Annotated in this window: 20 protein-coding genes; 17 read left to right on the top strand and 3 right to left on the bottom strand. The window is 62.5% G+C overall.

The window, feature by feature from the left end; translation table 11 throughout:
* The first annotated feature begins 28 nt into the window (after window positions 1-28).
* The 15 genes from truA (at window position 29) to cobA (ending at window position 17,690) form a co-directional block, all read left to right on the top strand.
* Window positions 29-937: a tRNA pseudouridine(38-40) synthase TruA gene (gene truA / locus U5822_RS14705; RefSeq protein WP_322856359.1), complete on the top strand. Its 909-nt coding sequence runs from the start codon at window positions 29-31 to the stop codon at window positions 935-937.
* Entirely contained in the window at window positions 934-1,563 is a 630-nt protein-coding gene (locus U5822_RS14710) for a phosphoribosylanthranilate isomerase (protein ID WP_322856360.1), read from the top strand. Before truA ends, U5822_RS14710 begins: the two co-directional genes overlap by 4 nt.
* Entirely contained in the window at window positions 1,556-2,764 is a 1,209-nt protein-coding gene (trpB, locus tag U5822_RS14715) for a tryptophan synthase subunit beta (RefSeq protein WP_425259424.1), read from the top strand. Before U5822_RS14710 ends, trpB begins: the two co-directional genes overlap by 8 nt.
* A 13-nt stretch (window positions 2,765-2,777) precedes the next feature.
* Window positions 2,778-3,590, top strand: coding sequence for a tryptophan synthase subunit alpha (gene trpA, locus U5822_RS14720; protein ID WP_322856361.1), 813 nt, complete (start codon window positions 2,778-2,780; stop codon window positions 3,588-3,590).
* 43 nt (window positions 3,591-3,633) lie between these two features.
* A complete protein-coding gene (accD, locus tag U5822_RS14725; RefSeq protein WP_322856362.1) occupies window positions 3,634-4,560 on the top strand; it encodes an acetyl-CoA carboxylase, carboxyltransferase subunit beta in 927 nt (308 codons plus the stop codon).
* Window positions 4,544-6,547, top strand: coding sequence for a glutamate ligase domain-containing protein (locus tag U5822_RS14730; RefSeq protein WP_322856363.1), 2,004 nt, complete (start codon window positions 4,544-4,546; stop codon window positions 6,545-6,547). Before accD ends, U5822_RS14730 begins: the two co-directional genes overlap by 17 nt.
* 134 nt (window positions 6,548-6,681) lie before the next feature.
* Window positions 6,682-7,368: an SPOR domain-containing protein gene (locus U5822_RS14735; protein WP_322856364.1), complete on the top strand. Its 687-nt coding sequence runs from the start codon at window positions 6,682-6,684 to the stop codon at window positions 7,366-7,368.
* 91 nt (window positions 7,369-7,459) lie between these two features.
* Window positions 7,460-8,029 (top strand): CvpA family protein, encoded by a 570-nt coding sequence (locus U5822_RS14740; protein ID WP_322856365.1) that lies wholly within the window; start codon window positions 7,460-7,462, stop codon window positions 8,027-8,029.
* A gap of 33 nt (window positions 8,030-8,062) precedes the next feature.
* Entirely contained in the window at window positions 8,063-9,586 is a 1,524-nt protein-coding gene (purF, locus tag U5822_RS14745) for an amidophosphoribosyltransferase (RefSeq protein WP_322856366.1), read from the top strand.
* 30 nt (window positions 9,587-9,616) lie between these two features.
* The gene (locus U5822_RS14750; RefSeq protein WP_322856367.1) at window positions 9,617-10,858 is read left to right on the top strand and encodes an O-succinylhomoserine sulfhydrylase; all 1,242 of its coding nucleotides are present in this window, start codon (window positions 9,617-9,619) and stop codon (window positions 10,856-10,858) included.
* Window positions 10,859-10,864: 6 nt separating this feature from the next.
* Window positions 10,865-13,471, top strand: a complete 2,607-nt coding sequence (locus tag U5822_RS14755; protein ID WP_322856368.1) for a DNA translocase FtsK — start codon at window positions 10,865-10,867, stop codon at window positions 13,469-13,471.
* Between the two features lie 11 nt (window positions 13,472-13,482).
* On the top strand, window positions 13,483-14,142 hold the full coding sequence (gene lolA / locus U5822_RS14760) for an outer membrane lipoprotein periplasmic chaperone LolA (protein WP_322856369.1): 660 nt from the start codon (window positions 13,483-13,485) through the stop codon (window positions 14,140-14,142).
* On the top strand, window positions 14,142-15,479 hold the full coding sequence (locus U5822_RS14765; protein WP_322856370.1) for a replication-associated recombination protein A: 1,338 nt from the start codon (window positions 14,142-14,144) through the stop codon (window positions 15,477-15,479). The genes lolA and U5822_RS14765 overlap by 1 nt, the downstream gene beginning before the upstream one ends.
* Window positions 15,480-15,567: 88 nt before the next feature.
* Window positions 15,568-16,842 (top strand): serine--tRNA ligase, encoded by a 1,275-nt coding sequence (gene serS, locus U5822_RS14770; protein ID WP_322856371.1) that lies wholly within the window; start codon window positions 15,568-15,570, stop codon window positions 16,840-16,842.
* Window positions 16,839-17,690, top strand: a complete 852-nt coding sequence (cobA, locus tag U5822_RS14775) for a uroporphyrinogen-III C-methyltransferase (protein WP_322856372.1) — start codon at window positions 16,839-16,841, stop codon at window positions 17,688-17,690. Before serS ends, cobA begins: the two co-directional genes overlap by 4 nt.
* An 82-nt stretch (window positions 17,691-17,772) precedes the next feature.
* Here cobA and U5822_RS14780 read toward each other — a convergent pair whose 3' ends face one another.
* Complete coding sequence (locus tag U5822_RS14780; RefSeq protein WP_322856373.1) at window positions 17,773-18,849, bottom strand: 3-deoxy-7-phosphoheptulonate synthase; 1,077 nt, start codon at window positions 18,847-18,849, stop codon at window positions 17,773-17,775.
* A 173-nt stretch (window positions 18,850-19,022) separates the two neighbouring features.
* Between U5822_RS14780 and U5822_RS14785 the strand changes: the two genes are divergently transcribed.
* Window positions 19,023-20,846 (top strand): DUF1631 family protein, encoded by a 1,824-nt coding sequence (locus tag U5822_RS14785; RefSeq protein WP_322856374.1) that lies wholly within the window; start codon window positions 19,023-19,025, stop codon window positions 20,844-20,846.
* A 23-nt stretch (window positions 20,847-20,869) separates the two neighbouring features.
* Entirely contained in the window at window positions 20,870-21,277 is a 408-nt protein-coding gene (locus U5822_RS14790) for a PilZ domain-containing protein (protein WP_322856375.1), read from the top strand.
* A gap of 62 nt (window positions 21,278-21,339) precedes the next feature.
* On the opposite strand, the gene U5822_RS14795 is transcribed toward U5822_RS14790, so the two are convergent.
* Together U5822_RS14795 and U5822_RS14800 are read right to left on the bottom strand one after the other, a co-directional pair.
* Window positions 21,340-22,125 (bottom strand): enoyl-ACP reductase FabI, encoded by a 786-nt coding sequence (locus U5822_RS14795; protein WP_322856376.1) that lies wholly within the window; start codon window positions 22,123-22,125, stop codon window positions 21,340-21,342.
* Window positions 22,126-22,191: 66 nt separating this feature from the next.
* Window positions 22,192-23,796 (bottom strand): ABC transporter ATP-binding protein, encoded by a 1,605-nt coding sequence (locus U5822_RS14800; protein ID WP_322856377.1) that lies wholly within the window; start codon window positions 23,794-23,796, stop codon window positions 22,192-22,194.
* Window position 23,797 lies beyond the last annotated feature (1 nt).

Genomic DNA, 23,797 nt, shown 5'->3' on the forward strand with positions numbered 1-23,797 from the left:
TTTCAGCACCACTGTTTTGGGTAGGCGATTGTTTCTCGAACCACAACCACTCACCACCGACGTCGATGTAGGCAATGGCCGGGTTGCGCTTGCCTTTGAGTACGATGGTCGCGATTTCCACGGCTGGCAGTTGCAGAAATCCGGAGTGCGCTCGGTTGAGGCCGAGCTGCAGAAAGCGGTCTCAAAAGTTGCCAACCATCCTGTCGAGCTGGTCTGTGCGGGGCGCACCGATGCCGGAGTGCACTCCAGTTACCAGATTGCCCACTTCGAAACCGCTTCGGTCCGGCCAGTCAGATCCTGGGTGATGGGGATCAACACCGCCTTGCCCTACGACGTCAGTGTCCACTGGGCTGGAAACGCGGTTGGGGATTTTCACGCCCGGTTTTCCGCCATCTACCGCCGCTATCGTTACGTCATCTATAATTATCCGGTCCGTCCGGGCATTCAGCGAGGTCAGGTCAGTTGGATCTATCGCCCGCTGGACGCCGCTCAAATGCACTCGGCGGCCCAGGCTCTGGTCGGTGAGCACGATTTTTCGTCGTTTCGGGCGGCAGGCTGTCAGTCTCGAACGCCGGTCCGGTTTCTGGAGCAGATCACAGTAAGCCGGAAGGGCGACTTTGTCGTAATAGACGTCCAGGCCAATGCCTTTGTTCACCATATGGTCCGCAACATTGCCGGCGCCTTGATTGCCGTCGGCGCCGGGGAGCAGCCGCCGGGCTGGATTGCCGAGGTTTTGGCGGCAAAAGACCGGACCCTGGCCGGCGTTACCGCGCCGCCCCACGGTCTTTACCTGGTGGATGTTGGCTACCCAGACGGGTTCGGGATACCGGGCGCAGAGGTTGGCCCGGGCTTTTTGAGGCCCTGGTTTGACCCTCTGGACAACCGTCCGATTCCGCCAACCCATGTGCACGTGAAGCAACCGGTACAGCCGAAATGAGTACACGAGTGAAAATCTGCGGGCTGACCCGAGCCGAGGATGTCGCAGATGCGGTGCAGGCCGGTGCGGACGCCCTGGGCTTTGTGTTTTATCAGCCCAGTCCCCGCGCCGTCACCATTGCCCAGGCGGCGGAATTGGTGCGCCAGGTCCCTGCCTTTGTCACCACCGTTGGGTTATTTGTGAACCCCTCGGCCGATGAGGTGCGGGCAACGCTGGATCAGGTGCCCCTGGATTTGCTGCAGTTCCATGGCGACGAGACGCCGGAATTCTGCGCGCAATTCCAACGCCGCTGGATCAAGGCCGTTCGGGTTCAGAACGCCGAACAGATCGAGCGCGCGTTCCAGGACTACGACCAGGCGTCTGGCCTGCTGGTCGATGCCTACGATCCACAGCGGTATGGTGGCACGGGTCAATCCTTCAACTGGTCGCTCATTCCCGCATCGCGCCCGCTCCCGCTCATATTGGCCGGTGGGTTGTCTTCTGCTAACGTATCCGGCGCTGTCGAGCAGGTGCGCCCGTGGGCTGTGGATGTCAGTGGTGGTGTCGAGCGCAGCAAAGGCATCAAGGACATCGATAAAATTTCCGATTTCATTAAAGAGGTTCGCCGTGTCTGTAAAACTGACTGAAGAAATGCTGAGCGCACTGCCGGACGCCCGGGGGCACTTCGGCGCCTTTGGTGGCCGGTTTGTGTCCGAAACACTGTTTGACTCACTGCTGACGCTGGAAACACAGTACAAGGAGCTCAAGCAGGACCCTGAATTCCAGGCCCGCTTTGATAAGGAGCTGGCCGATTACGTTGGGCGGCCGACGCCACTGTATTTTGCCGAGCGGCTGAGCCGCGAAACCGGCGGGGCGCAGATCTGGCTGAAGCGGGAAGACCTCTGCCACACCGGCGCCCACAAGGTGAACAACACCATCGGTCAGGCGCTGTTGGCCAGCTTCCTGGGCAAGAAACGCATCATCGCCGAGACCGGCGCCGGCCAGCATGGCGTCGCAACCGCCACGGTGTGCGCCCGTCTGGGGCTGGAGTGCCATGTCTTCATGGGCGCCGAAGACGTCCAGCGTCAGTCCCTGAACGTGTTCCGTATGAAGCTGCTGGGTGCCGAGGTGCACGCGGTTGAAAGCGGTACTCGCACGCTCAAGGACGCCATGAACGACGCCATGCGTGACTGGGTCGCCAACGTGGACGATACCTTCTACATCATCGGCACCGTCGCAGGCCCCCATCCTTACCCGCTGTTGGTTCGTGATTTCCAGTCCGTGATCGGGCGCGAAACCCGTCGTCAGGCCCTGGAAAAGACCGGCAAGCTGCCGGATGCGCTGGTTGCCTGTGTGGGCGGCGGTTCCAACGCCATTGGCATGTTCTATCCGTTCCTGGGCGATGAGTCGGTCGAGCTGTACGGCGTTGAGGCCGGCGGCCTCGGCATCGAGACCGGCCAGCATGCCGCGCCGCTCTGCGCCGGTCGCCCCGGGGTGTTGCACGGCAACCGGACCTACCTGATGGAAGATGAAAACGGGCAGATTGCTGGAACCCATTCCGTCAGTGCCGGCCTGGACTACCCGGGCGTCGGTCCCGAGCACAGCTGGTTGAAGGACATCGGTCGTGCCAATTACGTCTCGGTCACCGACGACGAGGCGATGGAAGGTTTCCGCAAGCTGACCCGGGTCGAGGGCATCATGCCAGCGCTGGAAACCGCGCACGCCGTCGCCTACGGCATGAAGCTCGCTGCCACCATGGACAAGGATCAGACCGTCGTTATTAACGTCTCCGGCCGCGGCGACAAAGACATCAACACCGTTGCCAAGCTCGAAGGCATTGGAATCTGAACAAGGAGCAGGCATGAGCCGAATTGAAGGGGCCCTGAAAGCCCTCAAGGGGCAGGGGCGCAAGGCGCTGATTCCCTACATCACCGCAGGTGACCCGCACCCGGACACCACCGTCGAGCTGATGCACACGTTGGTCGAGGCGGGCTCCGACATCATTGAGTTGGGGGTGCCGTTTTCCGATCCGATGGCGGATGGTCCGGTGATCCAGCGCGCCTGTGAGCGGTCGCTGAAGCATGGAACCTCCCTGCGCCAGGTGCTGGCCATGGTCAAGGAATTCCGCACCAAGGATGCTGACACCCCTGTGGTGCTGATGGGCTACCTCAACCCGATGGAAGCCATGGGCTACGAGGCCTTTGCCGACGCCGCCGCCGATGCGGGCGTAGACGGCATTCTGACCGTCGACCTGCCGCCGGAAGAGGCGGACGAAGTGGCGCCGCTGTTTACCCAGCGCAAACTGGACGCCATCTTCCTGCTCGCCCCCACCACCACCGACGACCGGATTCGCGCCATCAGCGAGCACTCCTCCGGTTATGTGTACTATGTTTCATTCAAGGGCGTGACCGGCGCCGGCAAGATCGATGTGGATGAGGTGGCCGCCAAAGTCGAGCACATCCACCATCTGACGGCGCTGCCGGTGGGTGTTGGTTTTGGCATTCGCGACGCGGAAACCGCCGCAGCGGTTGGCCGGGTATCCGATGGTGTAATTGTTGGCAGCGTCCTGGTCGATACAATAGCCAGAAATCAGGCAGATACCGACAAGCTGAAACAGGCTCTGAAGGATCTGCTCCACCCGATGCGCGAAGCACTGGATGGTCTGACCTCCTGATTGAACGGACAGGCCGACAGGCATCAAAGGACAGGATGAAACCATGAGTAACTGGCTGGACAAGATCATGCCGAGCAAAATTCGCTCGGAATCCAAGCAGAGAACCGGTGTACCCGAGGGTTTGTGGAAGAAGTGCCCGAAATGCGGTGCCTTCCTGTACAAGCCCGAGCTTGAGAAGAATCTGGATGTTTGTCCCAAGTGCAATCACCACCTGCGTGTCCATGCCCGCCGCCGGCTTGACGTGTTCCTGGATCCGGACGGTCGTCAGGAGATCGCGGCTGAACTCGAGCCCTGGGATCGTCTGAAGTTCAAGGACAGCAAGCGGTATAAGGACCGTCTGAGCCACGCCCAGAAGGTGACGGGCGAGAAAGACGCTCTGGTGGCCATGAAGGGCACCACCCTCGGTGTGCCTCTGGTGGCCTGCGCCTTTGAGTTCAATTTCCTCGGTGGTTCCATGGGGCAGGTGGTCGGTGAGAAGTTCGTCCAGGCCGCCAACGTCGCCCTGGAGGAGCGCATTCCGCTGGTGTGCTTCTCGGCCAGTGGTGGTGCCCGTATGCAGGAGGCGATTCTGTCGCTGATGCAGATGTCCAAGACTTCCGCGGTCCTGGAGCGGATGAAGCAGGAAGGCATCCCCTACATCTCGGTGATGACCGATCCGGTGTTCGGTGGCGTTTCTGCCAGTCTGGCCATGCTGGGCGACCTCAATATTGCCGAACCGAACGCCCTGATTGGCTTCGCCGGCCCCCGGGTCATCGAGCAGACCGTGCGTGAAAAACTGCCGGAAGGGTTCCAGCGCAGTGAATTCCTGCTGGAACACGGTGCCATCGACATGATCGCCCATCGCCACCAGATGCGTGAACGGATCGCCCACGTACTGGCGAAGTTCACTGGCCAGGAGCGGCCGGGAACGGAAGATCCCATTGAATTTGAAGTAACGGAAAAGCCCGAAACAGATGCTCCCGCCCAGTAACACCTCTGGCCAGTCCCCGGCAGCGCCGGGGACTGGTGCCACCGTCTCCCGGTGGCTGTCCTACCTTGAAGCCATACATCCGACCGAAATCGACCTTGGCCTGGACCGCGTGCTGATTGTCATGCGCCGGTTGTTCCCCCGCAAGCCGGTGGCCAGGATCATTACCATAGGTGGCACCAACGGCAAGGGCAGTGCCGTGGCCTCACTGGAAGCCCTGTTGCAAGCCGCGGGCCGGACCACCGGCGCCTACACCTCGCCCCATTTGCAAGCCTACAACGAACGCATTCGCCTGAACGGTCGGGATATCGACGACGCGTCCCTGGTCGCGGCGTTCGAACGGGTCGAGGCGGCCCGACGCAATATCTCGCTGACCTACTTTGAGTTCGGCACCCTGGCTGCGTTCGTTGCGCTCGCCGAGGCGGGGGTCCAGGACTGGTTGCTGGAGGTGGGCCTTGGCGGCCGGCTGGATGCCGTCAACGTCCTTGATCCGGATTTTGCCATGATCACGTCCGTGGACATCGATCACGTGGCTTTTCTCGGGGACAACCGGGAAGTCATCGGCTTCGAGAAGGCCGGGATTCTGCGGCCGGGGATTCCGGCGGTGTTTGCTGATACCGATCCACCCCAGTCGGTGCTCCAGCAGGTTTCGGCGCAGGGGGTTGCCCTGGCCCTGGCGGGCCGTGATTACCAGTTGCAAGAACACGAATCTGCGGACGGCGAGCCCAGCACCAGCGTGCTGCTGCATTATCGCGACGAAGAAATCAGGTTGCCGGCCGGGCCCTTGCCGGTGCCGAGCGTGGCCGGGGCGGTCGTTGCCGTGCGCAGTCTGGCGCCCGAGCTCGGGATTGCGCAGATTGAGGCAGCGCTGGCCAGGCTACGGGTGCCAGGCCGGTTTGAGCGCATGGCCACTTACCCGGACCTGTACGTCGATGTTGGCCACAATCCCCACGCCGCGACCTGGCTTGCCGGTCGCCTGTCTGCCCTGAAAGGGACGGAGCGCCGGGTGATTGCGGTCTACGCCGCACTGGCGGACAAAGACGTTGCCGGGGTGTTCCAGGCCATGGAGCCCGTGGTTGACCACTGGTGGCTGGCTGGCCTGAGTGTGCCCCGGGGGCTGGACTCCGAAACCATGCTGGGCAAGGCCAAAGGGCAGGGCATCGCAGCCTGCGCGCGTGTTGATACCGTTGCTGAGGCCATCAATGGCGCCCGGGCCCAGGCCCGCCCCCAGGATTTGATCATCGTGTTTGGCTCCTTTTTCACGGTGGCCGAGGCCCGCGAATTCCTGGCCCCGGTCAGGGCGCGCCAACGTCTGGAGTGGTTTCTTGACGCCGACGGCCGGGAGGAGATCTGCCCGGGGCTGCTGCTTGACGACCGGGGCGGCGGCGAGCCACCGGTCAGTTATTCCGAGCAGTTGGCGGGCGCACGCCGGGCGAGCGGCGAAAGTGAAGCCCTGGTGGCCATGTATGGGGCCACACTGGGAGTGCCGGTGGTCGCCTGCGCGTTCGAATACAGTTTCCTCGACGGGCGTCTTGGCGAGGTAGTGGGCGAGAAGTTCGTCCAGGCTGCCAACGCGGCCATCCAGCGCCGGGTCCCGCTGGTGTGTTTTTCCGCGAGCGGCGGTGCTCGGGTGCAGGAAGGTTTACTGGCCCTGCTGCAGATGGCAAAAACCGCTGCGGTCCTGGAGCGCATGAAGCAGGAAGGCATTCCCTACATCTCGGTCATGACCGAGCAGGTCTACGGCGAAGTGGCGGCCAGTCTGGCGATGCTGGGGGATCTGAACATCGCCGAGTCCGGCTGTCGTGCCGGGTACCAGTCGCCGTCGGATATGAGCCAGGTCGAACTGAAGGGGCTGCCCGCCGGTTTTCAGGGCAGTCAGTTCCTGCTTGAGCATGGCGCCGTCGACATGATTCTGGAGCGCCACCAGATGCGGGAGCGTATCGCTCACATCCTGGCGAAATTCTCCGGGCGAGGGCAGCCTCCGGGTTGAGCGTAGAGGCGCCCCGGTTCGCCTTAAACTTTGTCCATGGCCGGGGTGGCGGCTTTGAGTTCTATTAGCATGGCGGTTAGTATCAGCAGCGTAAGCCCAGTAGGGAACGGCATTTTCAACGGGAGCCAGCAATCGTGGATGGACTGAAGCAAAGAATAATCGGCGCACTGGTGCTGGTGTCTTTGGCGGTGATATTCGTTCCCATGGTGTTCGACGAGCCGCATTCCGAGCGAACCTCCACCCAGATCAAAATTCCTGAAGAGCCCCCGTTTCCCGAGGTGAATGCGCCCGAAGCCGACAGCCCGATGCCGCCGGCGTACGACGAGTCGGCGCAGGCGCCGCAGCCAGATCTGTCAGAGTCTGCGTCCGAGGCCGGGCAAGAGCAGCCTGGTTACCGCCTGGTAGAAGAAGACTCCGAGCCCTTCTCCGGGGCGCCTGAACAGGACGCCGGTTCCCAGCCGGAAACCCAGAGCCAGCCGAAGGCCGTTGAAAAGCCAGTCGAAAATTCTCAGTCCAGCCCGGTTGCCACGACCAGCGAGCCCGAAGCCGATGCCGGTAGCGCGGAGTTTACCCGATCCCTCGAAGGCGCCTGGGTGGTGCAGCTGGGGAGCTTCGGCAACACCGACAACGCCCGCCGTCTGCGTGACAAGGTCCGGGAAAAGGGCTATGGCTCGCATCTCCAGCAGGTCGAGCGCGGTGACACCACGCTGACCCGGGTGTTCAGCGGCCCGTTTGCCAACAAGGCCGACGCCGAAGCGGCCAAGAAGGTGCTCGACGAGGCCTTCAGTCTGAACAGTCTGGTGACCTCTGGCGACCGGTAGCCCTTTTCTCGCGGATTGTGCGCCCCAGACAGTTTGGTGGCGGCCCGTTTCCTGATAGAATTCGCCGTTCCTTTTTTGCATCGGGTTCCTCATGGAAGCGCTGATCTGGATTGACTGGGTCATCATCACCCTCATAGCGGTTTCGACGCTTTTCAGCCTGAAACGGGGCTTCGTCAGGGAAGCTCTGTCTCTGGTGACCTGGGTGGGCGCATTCATACTCGCGCGCACCTTCCACCCGCAGATGCAAACCCTTCTGGAAGGCACCGTGGAAACGCCGTTGGTGCGTTTGATTGCGGCCTTCGCGATACTCTTCTTTGGTACCCTGATTGTAGGTGCGATCATCAACAACATGATCGGTCACCTGATTCGGGCGACGGGGCTGTCGGCGACCGATCGTGTCCTGGGTATGGGCTTTGGCCTGTTGCGGGGCGTCGTGGTGGTTGTCGTTGCCATTGCCTTCACCCGATACACGCCCTTGGCGCAGGATACCTGGTGGCGTGAATCGGTGATGATCACGAAACTTGCGGTGGTCGAGGATTGGTCCCGGCGCACCCTGGGCGATGAATTCGCCCGCTTCCTGGGTCCGGCAACGGACGCCCGGGACAAAGCAGAGAGCAGTCTCCAGCCACTTGACGGGTCGCCCCTGTCAGCCGCTGGCTAACATTCGTTTTAACACTCGGAGAATACCGGATCCATGTGTGGCATTGTCGGCATCGTCAGTACTTCCAACGTCAATCAGTCGCTCTATGATGCGCTGACTGTACTTCAGCACCGAGGCCAGGACGCGGCGGGCATTGTTACTTTCCAGGATGAACGGTTTTACCTCCGCAAGGACAATGGCCTGGTCCGGGACGTGTTCCATACCCGGCACATGCGCCGTTTGGTGGGCAACGTCGGGATTGGCCACGTGCGCTACCCCACCGCGGGCAGCTCGAGCTCCGCGGAAGCCCAACCGTTTTACGTGAACAGCCCCTACGGCATCACCCTGGCTCACAACGGCAACCTCACCAATGCCGATGAGCTCAGCCAGGACCTGTTCCGTACCGACCTTCGCCACATCAACACCAATTCCGATTCCGAAGTTCTGCTGAACGTGTTCGCCCACGAGCTGCAGAAGCTGGGCAAACTCAATCCCACCAAGGATGAGATCTTTGCCGCGGTCAAGGCCGTGCACAAGCGCTGCCGGGGCGCCTACGGGGTCATCGCCATGATCACCGGCTACGGCATCGTCGGTTTCCGGGATCCCAACGGCATCCGTCCGGCCTGTTACGGTGTCCGCGAAGACGAAGAGGGCCGCAAGGAGTACATGATCGCGTCGGAAAGTGTGGCCCTGAGTGCCGCCGGTTTCAGTCTGGTTCGGGACATTGCCCCGGGCGAGGCGGTGTACATCGAAACGGACGGCACCCTCTACACCCAGCAGTGCGCGGAGCAGCCGCACCTGTACCCGTGCATCTTCGAGCACGTCTATTTCGCCCGCCCGGATTCGATCATCGACAAGGTCTCGGTGTACAAGGCGCGTCTGCGCATGGGCGAGACCCTGGCGGACAAGGTCCTGCGGGAACGTCCCGAGCACGACATCGATGTGGTGATGCCGATCCCCGATACCAGTCGGACCTCGGCCATGCAGATGGCCCACCGGCTGGGGGTGAAGTTCCGTGAAGGGTTCATCAAGAACCGCTACATCGGCCGGACTTTCATCATGCCCGGACAGAAAATGCGGAAGAAGTCCGTGCGTCAAAAACTCAACCCGATTGATCTGGAATTCCGGGGCAAGAACGTGATGTTGGTGGATGACTCCATCGTCCGCGGCACCACCTGCAAGGAGATCGTCCAGATGGCCCGGGACGCGGGCGCCCGCAATGTGTACTTTGCCTCCGCGGCGCCGCCGGTGCGGTACCCGAACGTCTATGGCATCGACATGCCCTCGGCGAGCGAGCTGATTGCCCATGACCGGTCGGTGGAGGAGATCCGTGACCTGATTGGCGCCGACTGGCTGCTGTACCAGGATCTGGACGACCTGATCACCTGCGTCAATGACGTCAACGAGGACATCGAAGGCTGGGAGTGCTCGGTATTCACCGGCAACTACGTCACCGGGGATGTCGACCAGGCTTACCTGGACCGGCTTGAGGAAGCGCGCAACGACGACAATCGGTCGAAGCAGGGCAGTGAGTCGGGTGGCAATGCCATCATCGATTTGCACAATGACGAAGATTAATCACGCACCCCGTGCGATCAGGAGCAGTTGATGACTTTGCGCCGTGAAGAAAACGTCTGGATTCCCGAATCCGACCTTGAGGGAATGTCCGTCGACACCTTGGCAGTGCGGGCCGGACAGATCCGCACCGGCGAGCTGGAGCACAGTGACCCGATTTTCCCGACCTCCAGCTTCGTTTACGGCAGTGCTGCCCAGGCGGCGGCCCGTTTCGGGGGCGACGAGCCCGGCAACATCTATTCCCGGTTCACCAATCCCACGGTCCAGGCCTTCGAGGGCCGGATGGCGGCGATGGAAGGCGGTGAGCGGGCGGTAGCGACGGCATCCGGCATGGCTGCCATCCTCAGCACCTGCATGGCCTTGCTGAAGAGCGGTGACCACGTGGTCTGTTCCCGCGGGGTGTTCGGAACCACCAATGTGCTGTTCCAGAAGTACATGGCCAAGTTCGGGGTCGAGACCTCCTTTGTCAGCCTGACCGATATGGACGAGTGGACCCGTGCCGTGAGCCCGGAAACCCGCATGCTGTTCATTGAAACCCCGTCCAACCCGCTGTGCGAGGTTGCCGACATGGCGGCGCTGGCCAAGTTGGCCCGCGCCCATGACGCGCTGTTTGTGGTCGACAACTGTTTCTGTACGCCGGTGCTGCAGCGCCCGCTCGAGCACGGCGCCGATATCGTGATTCATTCCGCCACCAAGTACCTGGATGGCCAGGGTCGGTGCGTCGGCGGCGTGGTGGTCGGCCCCAACAACCTGATGGAAGAGGTCTACGGCTTCCTGCGGTCGGCCGGGCCGACCATGAGTCCGTTCAATGCCTGGGTCTTCCATAAGGGTCTGGAAACCTTACCAATCCGTATGCGTGCCCATTGCGACAATGCGTTACAGTTGGCGCTGTGGCTGGAGCAGCAGCCGGCGGTGGATCAGGTGTTCTACGCCGGGCTGGAGAGTCATCCCCAGCACGAGCTGGCGCGCAAGCAGCAATCGGGTTTTGGCGGCGTGCTGTCGTTCCGGTTGACCGGGGGTAGGGCAGAGGCCTGGCGCTTTATCGACGCCACCCGGATGATTTCGATCACGGCCAACCTGGGGGATGTGAAAACCACCATCACCCATCCGGCCACCACCACCCACGGGCGCCTGTCTGACGAGGACAAGGACGCCGCGGGCATCACCGAGAACCTGGTGCGGATTTCGGTGGGCATTGAAGCAGTCGAAGACCTGAAAACCGACCTGGCGCGTGGCTTTCAGGCACTTCAGAACCCAAGCAAAGGAAACGTTTGAGTATTCATGGCCGAGTCCGCTAAAGCGAAGAAAGCTCCCGAGGAACTGACGGAAAAGCAGCAGCGTTTTCGCCGCCTGATGGCGCAGGGCGCCCGCGAGGGTGCGGTCATCGCCCTGATCGCGCTGTGCATCTACTTCGCGATGGCGCTGGTGACGTTTAGTCCGTCCGATCCAGGCTGGGCGAGCATCGGCCATGACACCAGTGTCCAGAACTACGCCGGACGCACGGGCGCCTGGCTGGCCAGCCTGTTCATGGACTTCTTTGGCCAGGTGGCCTACCTCTTCCCGGTCATGATCGCCGGCTACGCCATCATGCTGATTCGGCGACGCAACGATTCCATGGATCTGCACTGGCCGCTGTTCATGATGCGCTTTGGCGGGTTTCTGCTGATCTTGCTGTCGGCAACCAGCCTGTTGTCCCTGTACTCGGTGTTCGGGCTCGGGGTGTCCTCCGGCGGCGTCCTGGGCACCGCGGTGTCCGAGGCCATGGTCCGGTTTTTCAATCTGCCTGCCACCACCCTGTTACTGATCGCCATTTTCCTGTTCGCCCTCACGGTCACCACCGGTTTGTCCTGGTTCTGGCTGATGGATCAGATCGGCGGCTGGACTTTGCGCAGTGCTCTGGCCACCAAGGATCTGTTCACTCCCGATCCCGACAAAAAGGCCGCCAAACCGGAGCCCGCCCGGCCGGAGCCCAAGGCCAAGCCGGAGCCGCCGGTGGTTCGTGATCGGGTGGAGAAGTCCGCCGATGGTGACCAATCGGGCCCCAAAGGCGCGCGCTGGTGGCATCGGATTCCCGGCCTGGGGGCCAAGGGCAAAACCAAGGGCAACGGCAAACTGCCGGCCAGTGAGGCGCCCGTGCGCAAGGAACCGGGGCTCGAGGGCATGGCCCCGGAACCTGAGCCGGACTCCATGCCGCTGGAAAGCTTCAGTTCCCGGGATGACGCCCAGCCGGCGCCGGCAAAGCCCAAACCGGCTCCGGACAAAAACGGCGCGGCCCCAGCCAACCGGTCGTTCAAGATCTCGCCCTTCAAAAAGGACGAGGAAGCCTCCGGGGGCAAAAACGGCAAGTCCAGGCAGGCGTCACTGCTTGAGGATGTCGAAAGCCCGATTCCGCCCATTTCGCTGCTCGATCCCCCCGAGGAACATCAGGAAAAGGGCTATTCCGAGGAGTCCCTGGAGCACATGTCCCGGCTGCTCGAAGAGAAACTGGCGGATTTCGGGGTCTCCGTGGAGGTGGTCGAGGTCAATCCCGGCCCGGTCATTACCCGATTTGAAATCAAGCCGGCTCCGGGGGTGAAGGTCAGCAAGATCTCCAATCTGGCCAAGGACCTGGCCCGCTCCCTGGCCGTGCTGAGTGTGCGGGTGGTGGAAGTCATTCCCGGCAAGTCCGTGGTGGGCATCGAGATCCCCAACGAGGAGCGGGAGATCGTGCGCCTGAGCGAGGTCCTCGGGGCCCGGGTATTCGAAGACTCCGCCTCCCCGCTGACCATGGCCCTGGGTAACGACATCGGTGGTAATCCGATGGTCGCCAACCTGGCCAAGATGCCACACCTGCTGGTGGCCGGTACCACCGGCTCGGGCAAGTCGGTCGGCGTCAACGCCATGCTGCTGAGCATGCTGCTCAAGGCCTCGCCGGAAGAAGTGCGCTTCATCATGGTGGACCCGAAAATGCTGGAACTCAGCATTTACGACGGTATTCCCCATCTGCTGGCACCGGTGGTCACCGACATGAAGGAAGCCGCCAACGCCCTGCGCTGGTGTGTGGCGGAAATGGAACGCCGGTACCGGCTGATGGCCAACCTGGGCGTGCGTAACATTGCCGGTTACAACCGCAAGGTTAAAGACGCCATCGCCGCCGGCGAGCCATTGCTGGATCCGCTGTGGAAGCCGGATGAGTACCTCGCCAACGACGAGCAGGAGCGCCCAGAGCTGGAGACCCTGCCGTTCATCGTGGTGGTCATCGATGAGTTCGCCGACATGATGATGATCGTCGGCAAAAAGGTAGAAGAACTGATCGCCCGCATCGCCCAGAAGGCGAGGGCGGCCGGTATCCATCTGGTGCTGGCCACCCAGCGCCCGTCGGTGGACGTGATCACCGGCCTGATCAAAGCCAACATCCCCACCCGGATGTCGTTCCAGGTGTCGTCCAAGATCGATTCGCGGACCGTGCTTGACCAGGGCGGCGCCGAACAGCTGCTGGGGCATGGTGACATGCTTTACCTGCCGCCCGGTTCGGGCTTGCCGGTGCGGGTCCACGGCGCCTTCGTCGACGACGACGAAGTGCACCGCGTGGTCAGTGCCTGGAAGGCCAGGGGCGAGCCGGTGTACGTGGACGATGTGTTGAGTGGTGCCGAGGGTGAAAACCTGCCCGGGGTCCCCACCCTGAATGAAGGTGGCGGTGACAGCGAGGGCGATGCCCTGTACGACGAGGCCGTGGCCTTTGTCACCGAGGGCCGCCGGGTTTCCATCTCGTCCGTGCAGCGCAAGTTCAAGATTGGCTACAACCGGGCCGCGAACCTGGTGGATGCCATGGAAGCTTCGGGCGTGGTCAGTGCCGCCGGGCACAATGGCGCCCGGGAAGTACTGGCGCCGCCACCCCCCAGAGACTAGGAGTCGTTCGAATGCAACAGCACCCGTTTTTCAAGGTCGTCGCGCTTGCCATCGTCACCGTCTTTGTCCTGTCCGCCAAGGCGGCCGAGGCCGCGTCCAGTTCCCAGGATGCGGCGGGCAAGCTGGCCGCCATGCTGGGCAGCTACCAGACCTATCAGGCCGACTTCATCCAGATCGTGGTCAATGAAAACGGCAGCCGGGTCCAGGAGACCCGGGGTAGCCTGAAGGCCAAGCGCCCCGGCCTGTTCTACTGGGAGACCAGCGCCCCCCTGTCCCAGTTCATCGTCAGCAACGGCGAGACCGTGGAAGTCTATGACCCGGACCTGGAGCAGGTCACCGTCCATCAGTTGGACCAGCGGGTGCAAACCACGCCGGCGCTGCTGTTGAGCGGCGAGGTGGATAACCTGGACGAAACCTACAAGGTGTCCCTGCGCGCCATCGGTGACAACACCCGCGAATTCACCCTGGAACCGCGCAGCCCGGATTCTCTGTTCGTTTCCCTGCGCCTCAGTTTCTTCAAGGGTGAATTGCAGGAGATGCGGATGCAGGACTCCCTCTCCCAGCTCAGCATCCTGAGTTTCGACAATATCCGGCTGAACGCCGAGGTGGCCAACAGCGCCTTCACCCTGGATTACCCGGAGGGTGTCGACATCATCCGGGACGAGGCCTGATGCAGGACAGCCTGTTCGCGGACCAGCCTGGGTTCCGTCCGCTCGCGGCCCGAATGAGGCCGTCGAGCCTGGACGAGTACGTTGGCCAGCAGCATCTGGTGGGCCCGGGCAAGCCCTTGCGCCGGGCGGTGGAACAGGGCCAGCTGCATTCCATGATCCTGTGGGGGCCGCCTGGGGTCGGTAAGACCACCTTTGCCCAACTGCTGGCCAACCTGAGCGATCTCAGCTTTGAAACCATCTCGGCCGTGCTGAGTGGCGTCAAGGAAATCCGCGCGGTGGTCGACCGGGCCCGCAACCGGAAACAGTCCGAAGGCCGTGACACCCTGTTGTTCGTGGACGAAGTGCACCGCTTCAACAAGAGCCAGCAGGACGCCTTTCTGCCCCACATCGAAGACGGCACCTTCATTTTCGTGGGTGCCACCACCGAAAACCCGTCGTTCGAGCTGAACAGCGCACTGTTGTCCCGAACCCGTGTCTATGTCCTGAAGAACCTCGAGGATGCGGACATTCGTCGCTTGCTGGACCGGGCCTTGGTATCGGAGCAGGGCTTTGCCGGCCGGCTGTCGGTGCCGGATGACGTGCTCGAGGTCATGGCATCGGCGGCCGGCGGTGATGGCCGTCGGGCACTGAATATCCTTGAGGTCGCTGCCGACCTGGCCGAGCCGGACGCCAATGGCACGGACTGCATCAGCCAGGATCAGCTGGAGCAGGTGATGCAGACCAGTCTGCGCCGCTTCGACAAGGGCGGGGATGTCTTTTACGACCAGATTTCGGCGCTGCACAAATCCGTGCGCGGCTCCGACCCCGATGGCGCCCTCTACTGGCTGTGCCGGATGCTGGACGGCGGTTGTGACCCGCTGTACGTGGCGCGCCGGCTGGTGCGGATTGCCAGCGAAGACATCGGCAACGCCGATCCCCGGGCGTTGCAGCTGAGCATGGATGCCTGGGACGCGCAGGAGCGCCTGGGCACACCGGAGGGCGAGCTGGCGCTGGCCCAGGCGGTGACCTACCTGGCGCTTTCGCCCAAAAGCAACGCCGTCTACAACGCCTTCAACCGATGCATGGCGGACATCCGTCAGGACCCGGACTACGACGTACCGGTGCACCTGCGGAACGCCCCCACCAAGCTGCTGAAATCCATGGGCCACGGCGAGTCCTACCGATACGCCCACGACGAACCGGAGGCCTTCGCCGCTGGCGAATCCTATCTGCCGGAGCCGATCCACCAGCGTCGCTACTATCAGCCGGTCAATCGCGGACTGGAGATCAAGCTGGCGGAGAAGCGGGATCGTCTGGATCAGCGCAACGCCCAGAGCCCCCGCAAACGTTATTCCTGAGCCGGTGCAGCGGTAGCCAGCAGCGCCAGTGCAGGTATAATGGCCAATCACTTTCCATACACCGCAAATCGGAATAGTCAGGATAACCATGCTCGACCCAAAACGTGTCCGCACTCAGACCGAAGAGATTGCCCGCCGTCTGGCCATCAAAAACTTTACCTTTGATATCGCCAGTTTCGAGCAGCTCGAGGAACGCCGCCGCGCCTTGCAGGTGCGCACAGAGACACTGCAAAGCGAGCAGAACAAGCGATCCAAGTCCATCGGTAAGGCCAAGGCCGCCGGCGAGGACATCCAGCCCTTGCTGGACGAGGTCGAAGACCTGAAGAAGCAGCGTTCCGAAGCGGAGGACGAGCTGCGGACCCTGCAGGAAGAACTGAGCGCCTTCCTGTCCGGTATTCCCAACCTTCCGGACGAGGATGTGCCTGCCGGGGACACCGAGGACGACAACGTGGAAGTGCGGACCTGGGGCACGCCGCGGGACCTCGACTTCGAACCGCTCGACCACGTTGCCCTGGGCGAGAACCTGAAGGGCCTGGATTTCGAGACCGCGAGCCGACTGGCCCATTCCCGGTTCGCCGTCATGCGCGGTCCGGTGGCCCGTCTGCACCGCGCCCTGGCGCAGTTTATGCTCGACCTGCACACCAGCGAGCACGGCTATACCGAAGCCTATCTGCCTTACCTGGTGAACGCCGAAACCCTGTACGGCACAGGTCAGTTGCCCAAGTTCGAGGAAGACCTGTTCAAGATGGAGGGGGATAACCCGCTCTATCTCATCCCGACGGCCGAAGTGCCGGCCACCAACCTGGTGTCCGACACCATTCTGGACGTCGGTGAGCTGCCCATGCAGCTGGTCTGCCACACCCCCTGTTTCCGTAGTGAGGCGGGTTCCTACGGCCGCGATACCCGCGGCATGATCCGTCAGCACCAGTTCGACAAGGTCGAGCTGATTCACGTGGTGCGCCCGGAAGACTCCGAGGCTGCACTGGAAACCCTGACCGGCAACGCCGAGCGGGTGCTGCAGCTGTTGGAGCTTCCTTACCGCGTGGTGACCCTGTGCGGCGGCGACATGGGCTTCTCGGCGGCCAAGACCTACGATCTCGAAGTCTGGCTGCCGGGCCAGCAGAAATTCCGCGAGATTTCGTCCTGTTCCAACACCCGGGACTTTCAGGCACGGCGCATGCATGCTCGTTGGCGTAACCCGGAAACCGGAAAGCCGGAGCCAGTCCATACCCTGAACGGGTCAGGCCTGGCGGTCGGTCGCGCCCTGATTGCCGTGATGGAGAACTACCAGCAGGCGGATGGCAGCATCCTGGTTCCCGACGCACTCAAGCCGTACATGGGAGGCCTCGACCGAATCCAATGAGTGATCCGTCTGACAACGCACCAGGGAAGGGCATTGGTGCAACGCCTGCACCAATTCGGTACCGGGTTAACCCGGTTACCGATAACCCGAACAGCTCGGCCGGCGAAGTCGCCCTTGTGGGCGCCGGCCCCGGCGACCCGGAGCTGCTAACCCTCAAGGCCTGGCGCCTGATTACCTCGGCGGAGGTGGTGCTGTACGACCGCCTGGTGTCGCCCGAAATCCTGGCCCTGATCCCTGAAACCGCGGAAAAGATCCACGTCGGCAAACAGCGCGCCAATCACGTGCTGCCCCAGGACCAGATCAACGACCGTTTGGTGGAATTGGCCCGGGCAGGCCGCAAGGTCGTCCGGCTCAAAGGCGGAGACCCCTTCATCTTTGGCCGCGGCGGCGAAGAGATCGAAACCCTGGCGGCGGCGGGCGTGCGGTTCCAGGTGGTGCCGGGCATCACCGCGGCCTCGGGTTGCGCCGCTTACGCCGGTATTCCGCTGACCCATCGGGATCATGCCCAATCGGTGCGGTTTGTTACCGGCCACCTGAAAAACGACACCTGCGATCTGCCTTGGGAGGACTTTGTCCAGAACAACCAGACCCTGGTGTTCTACATGGGCCTGGTGGGGCTGCCGATCATTGCCCGCCAGCTGATGCACCACGGCATGGCACCGGATATGCCGGTTGCCCTGGTGTCCAAGGGTACGACGCCGGACCAGCGGGTGATCCGGGGGACACTGGCGGACATCGTCGAGCGGGTCGGCGCCGAAAAGGTGCAGCCACCAACCCTGGTGATCATCGGTCATGTGGTGGCGCTGCGGGAACGCCTGGATTGGGTGGGCGGTCTGCCGGAGCGCTGATCTTCGTTGGCCCGGGATAGCGTCGCCGGATCGAAACACAAAAAAAGGGAGCCTCTGGCTCCCTTTTTTATGTCTGCCGGTGTTAGCCGATTTTACGGCCGGGCAGCACATCCTTGAGTTTGTCGCGCATTTCCCGAATGGCTTTTTCCGTGGCCGGCCAGTCGATGCAGGCGTCCGTCACTGATACGCCGTACTTGAGATCGTCCAGGTTGTCCGGGATCGACTGGTTGCCCCAGTTGATGTTGCTCTCGACCATCAGGCTCTGGATCGAGTTGTTGCCTTCCAGAATCTGGTGGGTGACATCCTGCATGACCAGGGGCTGGAGCGCCGGATCCTTGTTGGAGTTGGCGTGGCTGCAATCCACCATGATCGATTTGCGCAGCTTGGCTTTCTCCAGTGCCTGTTCGCACAGGGCCACGCTGACCGAATCGTAGTTGGGCTTGCCGCCGCCACCGCGCAGTACCACGTGGCCGTAGTTGTTGCCCTTGGTGCGCACGATCGAGGCCTTGCCCTGCTGGTCGATGCCCAGGAAGCTGTGCGGGTGGGACACCGACTTCATGGCGTTGACCGCCACATCCAGGCTGCCGTCAGTGCCGTTCTTGAAGCCGATGGCCATGGACAAGCCGCTGCTCATTTCCCGGTGCGTCTGGGATTCGGTGGTGCGGGCACCAATGGCCGACCAGGCGATGGTGTCCTGCAGGTACTGGGGTGAAATGGGGTCCAGTGCCTCGGTGGCCGCCGGCAGGCCGAGTTCGTTGATGTCCAGGAGCAGGCGCCGACCGATGTGCAGGCCCTGTTCAATGTCGAACGTGTCGTTCAGGTGCGGATCGTTGATCAGCCCCTTCCAGCCAACGGTGGTGCGGGGCTTCTCAAAATAGACCCGCATGACGATCAGCAGCGTATCGCTGACTTCGTCGGCCAGGGTCTTCAGGCGCTTGGCGTAATCGCGGGCGGCTTCCACGTCGTGAATCGAGCAGGGGCCAACCACCACGAACAGGCGGTGATCGGTGCCGTCCATGATGTCATAGATGGCCTGACGGCCTTTGGCGACGGTTTCGGCGGCGGTGTCGGAGAGCGGCATCTCCTGTTTGAGCGCTTCAGGAGTGATCAGTGGTTCCTGGCTGGCCACGTTCAGGTTCTCTAGTTTTTTGCCCGACATGTTGTTCTGTATCCCCGATTCAGGTCTTTGCATCTGCGTTGGACGAACAAATGCCAACGAAGTTGCAGATTGGCGCGAATGTCTCCGGTATCAAGTTGCGATTTACCCCGGCGAGGTGGTTATACTGCGTCATTTGGTAGGCCTTTTCAACGCTTCTTAGGTACGGGGAACGGATGTCACAAAACAGGCAGAAACCGCGACAGCTGCCGACTGGCAAGGCGGTTTCCGGGAAGATTGGCGATGTCCTCGCCGGCATTCGGGTGCCGGATCTGCCGTACCCCGCAGGCAAGCTTGAAGCGGACGCCGTTAGCGACTGGCGACCGTTGTTGTTGTCGTGCTGGAACGAGCAGCGGGACGAGCGGGTCACCCACGTACTGCGGTCCGTGCACCTGATCTGGTCTTCCAAGCAGGTGAATGCCGCGTACATCGCCGACCGCATCATGGACGTGTTCCTGAAAACCAGTGGTCTGCACCCAGACCTGTCCCAGCGCATTGCCCGATTGCGCTTTTTCTTTGCCTGGCGAATGAACCTGGACGGCGCCCAAACCTTCAGCGACACCATCATCAGCTGGCTCGACAGCCTGCAGGAGTGGCGGGGCTGGAGTAACACCGGCGGCCGCTCAGCCAGGGTCCTGCTGGATCAGCTTGATGCCCTGATCATCGCGGTTTCCGGCAGCTTCGAGACCGGCACCATCGAGCCCGTTGAGCAGTTCTGTCAGCAGTGGCAGGACGATCTGGCGCGGCGCAACGCCCAGGTCGGCAAGCTCCGCGCCCGCCTGTTGGAGACCGAGCAGGGGGCGGCCCGTCAACGTCGGGCGGATCAGACCGCCCGCGCCCTGATTGGCCGGGCCTTGCAAGGCCGAAAACTCCCACCCGCCATCAGCAAGTTTATTCTGGATCACTGGTACCGATTGCTGAAACAGGCGATCTGGCAGGATGGGGTCGATGGCGAGGCCTGTCGCCACGGGTCCAAACTGCTCGAGTGGCTGGTCTGGGTGGGGGATCCGAGCTTGTCCGATCAGGATCGCAATCGGCTCTATCACGTGGGCGAGCAGATCGGCGATCGCATTCTCGATGTGTGGCAGCGAACCTTTCGCCTGCCGTTGGCGGCCGGCACCCTGGACGGCATTGAAGAGGTGATGGTGGCTCGGCTGCGGGGCGAGCCGGCGGAATTGCACGACGCCCTGGCGTCCAGCCAAGCGTTTGCCTGGGATGGCGCCTGGCTGGGTTTTACCGGTGCCGATGTCGGTGCCGTCAAAGAGGTGGAGGGGGAATGGTTTGTCGAGGGGGAAGGGCGCAGCGAACAGCGACGCTATTTCTTTGCCCTGCTCGAGGACACCGCCGAAATACTCTGGACCAACGGCGCCGGGGTCAAGCAGGGGGTGCAGCCCTGGGCCGAGTTTAAGGCGGCCTGCGACAAGGGCAGCCTGCGGCCGCTGCCGCGGTTAACCCCATTCGGCCAGGTGTTGTCGGAAACGGTCGAACTCCTGGCCAAGGTATCCGGCAAGCAGCGCCGGCAACGGGAGTTGGCTGCCGAGCAGGCACGAATTCGGGCCGAGGCCCTGCGTCAGGAACGGGCACAGGCGGAGGCGGCGCGCCGTGCCGAAGAAGAGGCCCGGGAGGCGGAACTGGCCCGGCAGCGTGCAGTGGCGGAACAGCAACGCCTGGAAGACGAGCGCCTGGAGCAGGAACGCCTGTTGCGGGAACAGACCTTGATTGCCCAAAAACAGGTGGACGGTATCCAGCTGGGGGGCTGGATCGTGGTGGCGCCGGACCAGGATGGGGACGAGCCGGTCCGATTGAAACTGGCGGTCCGAATCAACGCCTCACGCAAACTCGTGTTCGTTGATCGCTTGGGGCTCAATCGGCGTGAGTACCGGGACGAGGCCTTGGTGGAGGGGGTTCTCCGTGGTCAGGTCCGGGTGCTCGATAGCAGCGCGGAGTTTGACGACGCCCTGAGCCGGGTCGTCGGTCGAATTCGGGTCGGACGGAATTAGCAGCAGAGGACGGTATAACAAGAATGACGGAAGCAGATTACAGTTTTGGCAATCCCGACGAGGGCCGGCCTGGCCCGGACAATCGATCAGACTACCGGCTGACGGCAACGGCCCGGGTAGTGCTGGAGTTGGAGTCGAAGGCACCCGACGCCAGTGGCAGTGAACGGGCCAGGGACCTGGCTTGCCGACTCCGTGATATCTCGGCCCGGGGCATGTCGCTGTTTTCCCGGGAACCACTGTCCATCGGAGCGCTGCTGCCGGCCCAGGTGTCCCTGGGGCAACGTTCCGAGAGCTTTACCCTGATGGTCGAGGTGGTCTGGTGCCGGCCCAGCCAGTCCCAGTTCCTGGTGGGGTGTCAGGTGCTGGATTCCGCCGGCACCGCCTACGTGGAATGGGTTGAGGCGGTGGCCCAGGCGTTGGCGGCCGAATAACGGCCATAAAAAAAGCCGGCGATGCGCCGGCTTTTTTGTTGCTGCCCGAACCGCGGTTGGGGTCAGTCTTCCATTTCCGCCATGCCGGTGATGTTGAAACCGGCGTCGACGTACATGATTTCCCCGGTGATACCGCTGGCCAGGTCGGAACTCAGGAAGCTGGCGGCATTGCCCACTTCCTCGATGGTGACGTTCCGGCGCAGGGGCGCACGCTTGGCGTTCTCGGCCAGCATCTTGCGGAAGCTCTTGATGCCGGAGGCCGCCAGGGTCTTGATTGGACCCGCGGAGATACCGTTAACCCGAATGCCGTCCTTGCCCAGGCTTGCCGCCATGTACCGGACGTTGGACTCCAGGGACGCCTTGGCCAGGCCCATCACGTTGTAGTTCTGCAGGACGCGTTCGGCGCCCAGATAGCTCAGGGTCAGCAGCGAGCTGCCCTCGTGCATCATTGAGCGGGCACCCTTGGCCAGTGCGACAAAGCTGTAGGAGCTGATGTCGTGGGCAATCCGGAACCCTTCACGGGTGGTGACGTCCACGTAGTTGCCATCCAGTTCGTGACCCGGCGCGAAACCGACCGCGTGCACAATGATGTCGATGTGATCCCAGTGCTTGTTCAGCTCGGTGAAGACGTTCTGGATTTCCTCGTCGCTGGCGACGTCACAGGGGAAGGTCAGTTTGCTGCCCCACTGCTCGGCAAACTTCTCGACGCGAGGCTGAAGCTTCTCATTCTGGTAGGTGAAGGCCAGCTCCGCGCCCTCGCGGGCAAAGGCCTCGGCGATGCCGTAGGCAATCGACAGTTTACTGGCAACGCCAACGATGAGTGCTTTCTTGCCACTGAGTATTCCCATGGGTCAATCTCCCTGTGTTCCTGATTTCGGAGCATTATCCCCGAACTGTTTCGATCCGGGTAACACTCAATTGGTCGTAGACGGCGTCTGGTAGAAGAACGCCGCATTCAGCAATTCCTGGGTGTAGGCCTGTTCCGGGGCCTCGAAGATGTCCTCGGCGTTACCGTACTCAACCACCTGTCCGTGATGCAGCACCAGGAGTTTGTGGCTGAGCGCCCGAACCACCGCCAGGTCGTGGCTGATGAAGATATAGCTTAGACCATAGCGGCTCTGGATCTGCTGGAGCAGCTCGATGACCTGCTTTTGCACGGTGCGGTCCAGCGCCGAGGTGGGCTCGTCCAGAATGATCAGGTCCGGTTGCAGCACCAGGGCGCGGGCGATGGCGATGCGTTGGCGCTGGCCGCCGGAGAATTCGTGCGGGTAGCGGTGCCGTGCCTCCGGATCCAGGCCGACGTCCTGGAGGGCGCGAATGACCCGCTGCTCGTGGGAGGCGTCGTTGTCTGGATCGTGGATCTCCAGTCCTTCGCGCACGATGTCGCCAATCGACATCCGCGGGCTCAGGCTGCCAAACGGGTCCTGAAAGACAATCTGGATCCGTCGGCGCCAGGGCCGGAACTGCCGCTGGTTCAGCGCGCCCAGATCCTCACCGGCCAAGCGGATGCGGCCGGTGCTTCCAATCAGCTTGAGCAGGGCGTGGCCGATGGTGGTCTTGCCACTGCCACTCTCGCCGACGATGCCCAGGGTTTCGCCCCGATTCAGCGTGAAATTGGTGTCCCGGACCGCGTGAAAGCTTTCCTTGACCTTACCCAGCAAAGACTTGCGGGTGGGAAAGCGCACGTCCAGACCCTTGACCTCCAGCAGCGGTGCTGCCGCCGCGCTGATCGCCGGTGGCGCCTCGGGAGGCTCGGCATCCAGCAGCATGCGGGTGTAGGGGTGCTGTGGCTGCTCAAACAGGGTTTCGGTGTCGGCGTGTTCCACCAGTTTGCCGCGCTCCATCACGGCGACCCGGTCGGCGTAGCGATGGACAATGCTCAGGTCGTGGGTAATCAGCAGGATTGCCATGCCGAGTTTGGCCTGAAGCTCCCGCAGCAGCTCCAGCACCTGTTTCTGCACGGTGACATCCAGCGCCGTCGTGGGTTCGTCGGCGATCAGCAGGTCTGGCTCGTTGGCCAGGGCCATGGCAATCATCACCCGTTGTTTCTGCCCCCCGGACAGCTGGTGCGGATAGCTGTCGAGCCGGCTCTCGGGATCCCGGATGCCAACCAGGTCGAGCAGCTCCAGGCAGCGCTTGCGGGCCGCGGAATTGCGCAGGCCCTTGTGCAGCGCCAGGGTCTCGCTGATCTGCTTTTCCACGGTGTGCAGCGGGTTCAGGGACGTCATCGGTTCCTGGAAGATCATGCTGATCTGGCGGCCGCGAATCTGGCGCAGGCGCCGGTCGTTGGCCTGCAGCATATCCTCGCCGCGGAACCGGATCTCGCCGCTGGGGTAGCTGGCGTGGCGCTCGTCCAGCAGGCGCAGGATAGACAACGCCGAGATGGATTTGCCCGAGCCGCTTTCTCCGACCAGCGCCAGGGTCTGGCCCTCGCGAATGCCGAAGGACAGGTTGTCCACCACCCGCGGGCCGCCGTTGAAGCAGATGGACAGGTTGGAAATCTGCAGCAGTTCGGTCATA

The organism is Marinobacter qingdaonensis, from assembly GCF_034555935.1.
GTDB classification, from domain to species: Bacteria; Pseudomonadota; Gammaproteobacteria; order Pseudomonadales; family Oleiphilaceae; genus Marinobacter; species Marinobacter qingdaonensis.

Coding starts and splice junctions, on each gene's coding strand:
- U5822_RS14710 (WP_322856360.1), top strand. CDS start 934: ATGAGTACACGAGTGAAAATCTGCGGGCTGACCCGAGCCGAGGATGTC.
- trpA (WP_322856361.1), top strand. CDS start 2,778: ATGAGCCGAATTGAAGGGGCCCTGAAAGCCCTCAAGGGGCAGGGGCGC.
- accD (WP_322856362.1), top strand. CDS start 3,634: ATGAGTAACTGGCTGGACAAGATCATGCCGAGCAAAATTCGCTCGGAA.
- U5822_RS14730 (WP_322856363.1), top strand. CDS start 4,544: ATGCTCCCGCCCAGTAACACCTCTGGCCAGTCCCCGGCAGCGCCGGGG.
- U5822_RS14740 (WP_322856365.1), top strand. CDS start 7,460: ATGGAAGCGCTGATCTGGATTGACTGGGTCATCATCACCCTCATAGCG.
- purF (WP_322856366.1), top strand. CDS start 8,063: ATGTGTGGCATTGTCGGCATCGTCAGTACTTCCAACGTCAATCAGTCG.
- U5822_RS14750 (WP_322856367.1), top strand. CDS start 9,617: ATGACTTTGCGCCGTGAAGAAAACGTCTGGATTCCCGAATCCGACCTT.
- U5822_RS14755 (WP_322856368.1), top strand. CDS start 10,865: ATGGCCGAGTCCGCTAAAGCGAAGAAAGCTCCCGAGGAACTGACGGAA.
- lolA (WP_322856369.1), top strand. CDS start 13,483: ATGCAACAGCACCCGTTTTTCAAGGTCGTCGCGCTTGCCATCGTCACC.
- U5822_RS14765 (WP_322856370.1), top strand. CDS start 14,142: ATGCAGGACAGCCTGTTCGCGGACCAGCCTGGGTTCCGTCCGCTCGCG.
- serS (WP_322856371.1), top strand. CDS start 15,568: ATGCTCGACCCAAAACGTGTCCGCACTCAGACCGAAGAGATTGCCCGC.
- cobA (WP_322856372.1), top strand. CDS start 16,839: ATGAGTGATCCGTCTGACAACGCACCAGGGAAGGGCATTGGTGCAACG.
- U5822_RS14780 (WP_322856373.1), bottom strand. CDS start 18,849: ATGTCGGGCAAAAAACTAGAGAACCTGAACGTGGCCAGCCAGGAACCA.
- U5822_RS14785 (WP_322856374.1), top strand. CDS start 19,023: ATGTCACAAAACAGGCAGAAACCGCGACAGCTGCCGACTGGCAAGGCG.
- U5822_RS14790 (WP_322856375.1), top strand. CDS start 20,870: ATGACGGAAGCAGATTACAGTTTTGGCAATCCCGACGAGGGCCGGCCT.
- U5822_RS14795 (WP_322856376.1), bottom strand. CDS start 22,125: ATGGGAATACTCAGTGGCAAGAAAGCACTCATCGTTGGCGTTGCCAGT.
- U5822_RS14800 (WP_322856377.1), bottom strand. CDS start 23,796: ATGACCGAACTGCTGCAGATTTCCAACCTGTCCATCTGCTTCAACGGC.